This is a genomic window from Allobosea sp. (assembly GCF_036675845.1).
In the GTDB taxonomy this organism is placed as follows: Bacteria; Pseudomonadota; Alphaproteobacteria; order Rhizobiales; family Beijerinckiaceae; genus Allobosea.
The window spans coordinates 1-4,340 of sequence record NZ_JAKFED010000186.1 but is presented as its reverse complement, the minus strand read 5'-3'; the positions used below and the strand labels follow the sequence as shown (position 1 = coordinate 4,340).

The following is a 4,340-nucleotide window of genomic DNA, read 5'->3' as shown; positions in this document are numbered from 1 at the left end:
CGCGTCGCGAAGGATGCTCCAGATGCCATCAGAGCGTTCTGGATCATCCTTCGAGACGCCGCTTCGCGGCTCCTCAGGATGAGGGCTGAAGCAAGCCAGCCTCGGAACCGTGCTAATGCCCGTCTTCGCCATTCCCTTTCCGGTGATCGACCCGGTCGCCGTCTCCTTCGGGCCGATCGCGATCAAATGGTACGGGCTGGCCTATGTCGCCGGCCTGCTCGGCGGCTGGTGGTATTGCCGCAGGCTGGTGATGGCCGAAGGGCTGTGGAACGGCCGGGCCCGGCCCGGCGCCGACCAGCTCGACGACATGCTGCTCTTCGTCGCGCTCGGCGTCGTGCTCGGCGGGCGCCTCGGCTTCGTGCTGTTCTACGATCTCGAGCGCTATCTCGCCCGGCCGCAGGACATCGTCGCGGTCTGGCAGGGCGGCATGTCCTTCCATGGCGGGCTCGTCGGCGCCGTGACCGGGCTCTGGCTCTTCGCCCGCCGGCGCGGCGTGCCGGTGCTGAGCGTCTTCGACCTTGCCGCGGCGGTCGTGCCGGTCGGGCTCTTCCTCGGGCGCATCGCCAATTTCATCAATGCCGAGCTCTGGGGCCGGCCGGCGCCGGACGTGCCCTGGGCGATGGTCTTCCCGCATGCCGGGCCGGTGCCGCGCCATCCGAGCCAGCTCTACGAGGCGTTCGCCGAGGGCATCCTGCTCTTCATCCTGCTGGCGCTGGTGGTGCGGGCCGGCGGCTTCCGGCGGCCCGGCCTCGTCGCCGGGGTGTTCGGCATGGGCTATGCCGTGGCGCGCATCGTCTGCGAGTTCTTCCGCGAGCCCGATCCGCAGCTCGGCTTCCTGTTCGGCACCGGCAGCGGGGCCGGCGGCGGGCTGACCATGGGCATGCTCCTGTCGCTGCCGCTGTTCCTGGCCGGGCTCGTGCTGTTCCTGCGCGCGCGGCGAGGGCAGGCCGAATCGTGACGCCACTGGCGCAGGAACTCGTGCGCCTGATCCGCGACGAGGGGCCGCTCAGCGTCTCGCGCTACATGGCGCTCTGCCTCGGCCATCCGCGCCATGGCTACTACATGAAGCAGGACCCGTTCGGCGCGGCCGGCGATTTCACCACGGCGCCCGAGATCAGCCAGGTCTTCGGCGAGCTGATCGGGCTATGGGCCGCGACGGTCTGGCGGATGATGGGCGAGCCGGCGGCGTTGCGGCTGGTCGAGCTCGGCCCCGGGCGCGGCACGCTGATGCAGGACGTGCTGCGGGCGGGAAAGCTCGTCCCCGGTTTTCGTGCCGCGCTCTCGGTCCATCTCGTCGAGACCAGCCCGGTGCTGCGGGAGCGGCAGGCGGAAAGCCTCGCTGCCGCCGGCGCAACGGCCATCTGGCATGAGCGGGTGCAGGACGCGCTCGACGGACCGGCGATCGTCATTGCCAACGAGTTCCTCGATGCTCTGCCGCTCGACCAGTTCGTGCTGACGCCGGAAGGCTGGCGCGAGCGGCTGGTCGGCCTCGACGGCGAGGGCCGGCTCGCCTTCGGGCTGTCGGGCGAAGCCGAGTCGGCGCTGGCCCGCGCGGCGCCGCAAGGGGCCGTGCTCGAGCAGCCGCTGGCGGCGCTGGAGACGGTCGCGATCGTGGCGCGTCATGTCGCGGGGGAGGGCGGGGCGGCGCTGTTCGTCGATTACGGTTCGCCGCGCAGCGGCTTCGGCGATACACTGCAGGCGATGCGGCGACACGGCTTCGTCGACCCGCTGGCCGAGCCCGGCGACGCCGATCTCACCGTGCATGTCGATTTCGCCCGGATGGCGCAGGCGGCCCTGGCCGCCGGCGCAGCGGCGCACGGCCCGGCGACGCAGCGCGATTTCCTGCTGGCGCTGGGGCTCGAACAACGCATCGAGGCGCTGACGCGCCGCGCCACGCCGGAGCAGGCTGCGGCACTTAGCGCCGGGGCGGCGCGCCTGGCCGAGACCGGCACGACTGCGATGGGCGAGCTCTTCAAGGTGCTGGCGCTGGCCGATCCGCGCCTGTCGCTCCTGCCCGGATTTGACCTTCATCGCCTGCCAGAGCAGGGCTGACACGAACCGCGGAGCCAGCGATGTTCATCACCTCTCCCGATCTTGCCCATGAAACCGGCATCCGCCACGCCTTCTTCACGCGCGAGGGCGGGGTCTCGAGCGGGATCTACGCATCGCTGAACGGCGGGGTGGGGTCCCAGGACGACCAGCGCCATGTCGCCGAGAACCGGGCCCGCATGGCGGCGCATCTGGGGGTTGAGCGCGACCGGCTGGTCAGCGTCTACCAGGTGCATTCGCCGGATGTGGCGATCGTGACCGGGCCCTGGCCGGCCGAGCGCCCCAAGGCCGATGCGATGGTGACGATCGCCCATGGCGTCGCGCTCGGCGTCTCCAGCGCCGATTGCGGGCCGATCCTGTTCGCCGACAGCGAGGCGGGCGTCATCGGCGCGGCGCATGCGGGCTGGAAGGGCGCCTTTGGCGGCATCGTCGGCGCGACCGTGACGGCGATGGAGAAGCTCGGCGCGCGGCGCGAGCGAATCATCGCCGTGCTCGGCCCGACGATCAGCGCCGCAGCCTATGAGGTCGGGCCGGAATTCATCGAGCGCTTCAAGGGCGAGAACGCGACCTTCGCCCGCTTCTTCCACGCGTCGGAACGGCCGGCGCATGCGCTGTTCGACCTGCCGGCCTTCATCGCCCATCGCGCCCATGAGGCGGGAATCGGCCGTTTCATCGATCTTGGCCTGTGCACTTATGGCGACGAAGCCCGCTTCTACAGCTATCGGCGCACGACCCACCGTCAGGAGGGGGATTATGGCCGGCTGATCTCGGCGATCGTGCTGGCCTGAAGCCGGCGCAACCTGCCGCTGCATTCCCGACCCTTGCGCCACGCCGGTTGCGTCCGGGCGGGGGCGGAGTCATCCTCTCGCGGCCATCCACCACTAACCATGGCTTCGGGGGACAAATGGAACAGATTCTGATGAATTTGGTTGCCGGCGCGCTCGGCGGCAATGCGGCCGGCAAGGCGTCGCCGACCTTCGATCTGGGAACCATCGGCAACACCATCGCGGGACTGGTCGGCGGCGGCGTGCTCGGCCAACTCATCCCGCTCGTCCTGCCCGCCATTTCGGCCGCCGCGACGAGCGGCAATTTCAGCATCGGCGGCATCCTCACCAACCTGATCGCCGGCGGCGCCGGCGGCGCGATCCTGACGGCGATCATCGGCGCCGTGAAGAACAAGGCCGCCGCCTGAGTGCGGAGATTGCGCGCCGGGCGCCAGAGCCGGTCAGGTTGAACACCTGGTCGCGAGAATATCCTCCAGCGCCCGGCGCGGCATTTCCTTGATCTGAACGATCACGACTATTCGTGCCGGCTGCGCTTGCCGCGCGGTCTCGGGAAAGGGCACTGTCGCGCTCCTTCCTGGAGGCCGGGCCATGCCGCGACAGATCGACTATTACTTCACCCTCTATTCGCCCTGGACCTATCTCGGCCACGAGCTCTTCCTCGATATCACGCGGCGGCATGGCTGCACGGTGCGCTATTGGCCGACGCCGTTGCGCTCGGTCTTCGACGAGACCGGCGGCCTGCCCCTGCCGAAGCGCCACCCGGTGCGGCAGCGCTATCGCATCATGGAACTGCAGCGCTGGCGCCAACGTCGCGACCGGCCACTCAACCTGTTCCCGCGCCATGCCTCGGCCGATATCGCGCTCGCCGACCGGACGCTGATCGCGGCGACGCTTGCCGGCAGCGATCCCGGCGCCTTCATGGAACGGGTGCTGGCCGGCGTCTGGGCGCAGGAACTCGACCTGTCGCAACGCGACCTGGTCGTCGAGATGGCCAATGCCTCCGGCCTCGACGGCGAGGCGCTGGTCGAGCAGGCTGGCTCGGACGCGGTTGCGGCCCGCTATGCGCGGACGATCGAGGCGGCGGTCGCCGCCGGCGTCTTCGGCGCGCCGAGCTATGTGCTCGATGGCGAGGTGTTCTGGGGCCAGGATCGGCTCGAATTGCTGGATGAGGCGCTGGCGAGCGGGCGTGCGGCCTACCGGGCCGACGCCACCGCCTGAACCGCCCGGCCGTCAGCCGACGATGTCGGGCGTGCGCCAGGCGAGGTGCTGGCCGGCGTCGACGGCGATCATCTGCCCGGTGATCGCCTCGGCGCGGGCCAGATAGAGCACGGCGTCGGCGATGTCGCTTGCCTCGACCTTGCGGTTCAGCACGGTGCCCTGCGCCTCCGCCTCCAGCAGGGTCTCGCCGTCATGCGGATTGGCGAAGGTCGGCCCGGGGCCGACCGCATTGACCCGGATGCGCGGCGCGAGCGCCTGCGCCATCGTCGTCGTCGCGGTCAGCAGCGC

Annotated in this window: 6 protein-coding genes; 5 read left to right on the top strand and 1 reads right to left on the bottom strand. The window is 70.4% G+C overall.

The features are described 5' to 3' along the window. Positions 1-115 precede the first annotated feature (115 nt). From lgt to V6M56_RS20220, 5 genes are all read left to right on the top strand, one after another. Complete coding sequence (lgt, locus tag V6M56_RS20240; protein ID WP_332686363.1) at positions 116-958, top strand: prolipoprotein diacylglyceryl transferase; 843 nt, start codon at positions 116-118, stop codon at positions 956-958. Continuing rightward, positions 955-2,052: a class I SAM-dependent methyltransferase gene (locus tag V6M56_RS20235; RefSeq protein WP_332686361.1), complete on the top strand. Its 1,098-nt coding sequence runs from the start codon at positions 955-957 to the stop codon at positions 2,050-2,052. Before lgt ends, V6M56_RS20235 begins: the two co-directional genes overlap by 4 nt. Positions 2,053-2,072: 20 nt before the next feature. Then, entirely contained in the window at positions 2,073-2,837 is a 765-nt protein-coding gene (gene pgeF, locus V6M56_RS20230; RefSeq protein WP_332686359.1) for a peptidoglycan editing factor PgeF, read from the top strand. Positions 2,838-2,953: 116 nt separating this feature from the next. Further along, positions 2,954-3,241 carry a hypothetical protein gene (locus V6M56_RS20225; RefSeq protein ID WP_442881200.1) on the top strand — a complete coding sequence of 96 codons (288 nt, stop codon included), beginning with the start codon at positions 2,954-2,956 and terminating at the stop codon, positions 3,239-3,241. Between the two features lie 181 nt (positions 3,242-3,422). After that, on the top strand, positions 3,423-4,052 hold the full coding sequence (locus V6M56_RS20220) for a 2-hydroxychromene-2-carboxylate isomerase (RefSeq protein WP_332686354.1): 630 nt from the start codon (positions 3,423-3,425) through the stop codon (positions 4,050-4,052). A gap of 12 nt (positions 4,053-4,064) precedes the next feature. On the opposite strand, the gene V6M56_RS20215 is transcribed toward V6M56_RS20220, so the two are convergent. Continuing rightward, positions 4,065-4,340, bottom strand: a 276-nt coding sequence (locus tag V6M56_RS20215) for an SDR family oxidoreductase (RefSeq protein WP_332686352.1), incomplete at its 5' end; no start/stop codon positions are given.

Coding starts and splice junctions, on each gene's coding strand:
- pgeF (WP_332686359.1), top strand. CDS start 2,073: ATGTTCATCACCTCTCCCGATCTTGCCCATGAAACCGGCATCCGCCAC.
- lgt (WP_332686363.1), top strand. CDS start 116: ATGCCCGTCTTCGCCATTCCCTTTCCGGTGATCGACCCGGTCGCCGTC.
- V6M56_RS20225 (WP_442881200.1), top strand. CDS start 2,954: ATGGAACAGATTCTGATGAATTTGGTTGCCGGCGCGCTCGGCGGCAAT.
- V6M56_RS20220 (WP_332686354.1), top strand. CDS start 3,423: ATGCCGCGACAGATCGACTATTACTTCACCCTCTATTCGCCCTGGACC.